Below are 3,635 nucleotides of genomic sequence, written 5' to 3'. Positions count from 1 at the left end.
CCGTCAGCGTCGTGTCTTCCTGAACCGAGCCGGCCTGCGCCGAGCTCGTGATCACCGGCGCGTCGTTGGTGCCCGTGATCGTGACGGTGACGATCTTGTCGACCGTCGAGGTGCCGTCAAACAGATGGACCGTGAAGGTCTCGGTCTTGGTCTGGCCCTGCGCCAGATATTGGATCGCGCTGTCGGCAACCGAGTAGTTCCAGGTGATCACCCCGCCGGTGCCGGTGGTGTGCGAGTCGTCGGTGGTGACCGACGCCGTCAGCATCCCGAGCGCCCCGGCCGACGGAGTCACACTGGTGACGCTGTGGGTGTCGGAAAGGTCGACGTCGCTGAACGACAGCATACCGCTCGCGGTCTCGCTGGTCGGATGGGCGTCCTCAGTCACCGCGCCGCTGGCGCTATTGCCGGCGCCAACCGTGATCACCGCATTGTCGTTGGTGCCGGTGGTCGTCACCGTCACCGTCTGGGTAGCCGTCGAGCCGTGGCCGTCGTTGACGGTCACCACGAAGCTCTCGGTGACGCTCTGACCTGCGGCTAGATACTGGGCGGCCGAATTGTTAAGCGCATAGTGCCACTGCACCGAGCCGTTGGCGGCATTGGGCGCCTCGCCGACCGGGTCGAGCGAGAAAGTGCCGAGCGCAGTGGTGTTGGAAGCGGCCGCCGCGAACGTGGCCGAATGGGTGTCGCTGAGATCGGCGTCGTTGAAGCTGATGGTGCCGGCCGCGCTCTGCGAATCCGAGGGATCCGGCGTGATGTTCGCGTCTTCTACCACCGAGCCGCTCTGCGGACTCGATGTGATAGAGACGGAGTCGTTTGCGCCATTGAACTGGAGCGTCACCGTCGCCCAACTGAGCGTGCCGTTGCCCAGCTGGATCGCGTAGGTGAACGTATCAGTCAGCGTTTGCCCGGCCGCCAGCGCCTGAAGCTGAGTGTTGATGTCGCCCTTATCGTAATGAACGGTGCCGTCCGACTCGATCCAGATGCGCGCACCGAGCGCGCTGCGGTCACCGGTACCGACCATTCCGGCAGCGTCACTGCTGTACGCCAGATCTTTGACCAGCAAATCCGCAGGGGCGTAGTTCTTGGTGGACGCAGAGGTGCTCGTTCCGTCGTCCAGGGAGAACAGCGTCTTGGCCGCGCCCCCAAGATCATTTGCCAGCACGTTCAAGATGAGAATGTTGCTCGCGTCTTCCGCAAATGAGAAAATGTCCGTGTTGGCTTGCGGAGTATTGCCGAACGAAACCGTGCTGCCGCCGCCCGTTGCCTGCGTCGCCATAGCTTAAATCCTCTGGGTGATGCGCCGTCCGCATTCACGGACCGGCACAAATTGCACAATGGCGCGGGGATGATCGGCCGTTGCCTTGCCTATGCTGAAGAACGATGCCGAGCTGCTCAGCATGCCTATCGTCCTGCTCAGCGCTTCGTGCCGCTCAAGCCTGTTTAGGGCTAGAGCCGCTCCGAGCTTGCGAGCGAATGTCGTGTGCACGGTCGCGCGCCTGACAGCTGCCATGTTTGCAAACCGAAAACTTGGCTGGATCGAAAAATCGAAAATTGACGGAGAAGAATTCGAAATTTCCCGAGCCCGAGTGAATATTGCTAAAAAATGCGTGCACGTCATTCGCAACCTCGCCTGCCAATGCAGAGCAGAGAGCGTCGCCGCAAAATCAATTCGTGCAAATTGGTAGCGCTCGCTCGAACGGCGATAGGTCCGCCCACCGCAGCTCCATCAACTGCTGCCAAGTTACGCGAAAGATCTAGCGGTATCCCCCCTTGCCCATCGTGGCTGGTGCTTGGCCGCCACGTTTGGCAATTATTGATTTTGCAATATTCGCCACTTCAGAAGCGACCACCGTAGCCAAGAAGCGTCACGATCATCCACTCCCCGTTTAAATCAAACCTATTTTAAATTAAAGCGCCCGTCTATTTATTTATTTATACGCCGCATTTAATGATTAATGCATCAAAATCAAGAAGAAGGAGGCCCTTGCGCCACTCCTTGCGAGGCGACCCCGGAATTTTACGGCATTTACCCACATGCACTCGGTCCGCGACATGGTCATTGCTTCGCGTAGATCGACAGTCGCAGGGAGCCAACTGGAGCCAAACTCAGCCTATCTGCGAAGACGAGGCATGAAAGCAACAGCCTCGCAATGCGTCGCGCGTGATTATTAACTTACGCACCCGACGCGATCCAGGTCCGCCCGCCGTGACGTGGCGAACTTGGCTTTCAATGTGATGCTGGTCATCCTCATGGGGGGCAGTAGCCATCCTTGTCGCCGGGGCCCACGTTCCAGAGTGTGAGACCATCGCGGGACTCAAGGGTGGTGCGCTCCAAGAGCGAAGCGCGTAGCCAGACCGCTGACGCAACCCAACTGCAGGGTTATTGGCTCGGTAGCCGGGGCACGTGCCCTGGAGGCCGGCGAGAAGAGTCCTCGGCTAGGATTTCTGACATTCCGATGCTCGCGCATGAAGCTTCGCATCTCGTGCTGCCGTCCCGTGCAGTCTCGTTCGCTTTACCGCGCAGCGGGGGTCGGCGAGCAAGCATTCGAAATCCATGTGAAGCTTAAACCGAAAGCAGTTCCCGGTCGGCTTACAAATGGAACCAAATTGACCGCCATTAAATGAGAAATTTGATTATGTCATATAATCATGATGACTCCATCGCAAAAACGAAAAATATGTTGGGGGAAAACATGGGAGGTTGAAATGGAAGCTGCCCGCCGCCTGCGTGCAATGGCGCTGCTGTGCCGACAGACCGCCGCACTCCAACCTGAGAGAAGCTGGAAACTGCTTGCAGAGGCAGAGTACTGGGAGCATCTGGCGGCTGCGGCTTCAGCTCATTGAGCTTCGGTCGAGTGTTCTTTCTTTCGCTTTCGTCGACTTCTTATTTCAAATCATTTTCTGAGGCATGTGATGTCGAGTACGCGTCAGATTTTTTCTAGTGCTGTTCTGAACGAACGGCACCGGGCGCTTCTGGAGGAGCTTAGAGAGGTGGAGAAGCTTCGAAGTAAGCTCCGACATGTAGAAGCAAGAACAAGAAGACGGCGTACCAAAGCGAGCGGCAGAGCAAGAGCCGTTTAGAGACCGCCGGGACCGCAGTAGCGAGCCTCGGTGACGACGTCGCTGCGACATGTCGGCAACCAGCCAGGCCGGGGTGCCTCACAATGCTCGAACTAACTCGGCGGCGAGACCGGCCGTCTATTCAGGATCGCGCGTTAGCTCCGATCTTCATTCGACGTTGCACTTCGGAACACAGCAACGAGTCGATCGCCTTGCCAAAGCTCAACGTCGTGCTCGTCATGCATTTGCTCGGCTCGGCGTCTCGCCGTCTGCTCATCAATGCAGTCGAGCTTTGCAGCGCAGATCACTTGCCGGCTGCCGTCCACCACGAACACCTTGTACCGCATAATGCAGTCCGATCCCAAAGGTGACCGTCATCGTACTCGAATGTCCGTCTAAGCCGGTGCCAAACTAGGCGTGGCGCACGGAATCTTTGTACGTGTGGCAGTTCGGCTATACCGGCTCGTGGAATCCATTGATTGCGCGGCGGCTGTACCTCGCATCTAAGCTAACGTAATCTCCACGCATGCCGAAGCGTGCGGCTCGAGCTCAAGAGCGAGAGGCCACCAAGCGTC

General features: G+C 58.3%; 2 protein-coding genes. One reads left to right on the top strand and one right to left on the bottom strand.

Features of this window, described 5'->3' with window-relative positions; all coding sequences use genetic code 11:
* Positions 1-1,276: VCBS domain-containing protein (locus IVB32_RS25035; protein ID WP_247411733.1), on the bottom strand; the 1,276-nt coding region annotated here is incomplete at its 3' end.
* Between the two features lie 91 nt (positions 1,277-1,367).
* On the opposite strand from IVB32_RS25035, the gene IVB32_RS25030 reads away from it, so the two are divergent.
* Positions 1,368-1,685 carry a hypothetical protein gene (locus IVB32_RS25030; RefSeq protein WP_247363533.1) on the top strand — a complete coding sequence of 106 codons (318 nt, stop codon included), beginning with the start codon at positions 1,368-1,370 and terminating at the stop codon, positions 1,683-1,685.
* Positions 1,686-3,635: the final 1,950 nt, after the last annotated feature.

It is taken from the genome of Bradyrhizobium sp. 23 (genome assembly GCF_023073295.1).
GTDB lineage: Bacteria > Pseudomonadota > Alphaproteobacteria > Rhizobiales > Xanthobacteraceae > Bradyrhizobium > Bradyrhizobium canariense_D.
This window is presented reverse-complemented; position numbering and strand designations above follow the sequence as displayed.

What these genes read in the sequence shown, in the direction of transcription:
- IVB32_RS25030 (WP_247363533.1), top strand. Translation starts at nt 1,368, where the DNA reads ATGCTGAAGAACGATGCCGAGCTGCTCAGCATGCCTATCGTCCTGCTC.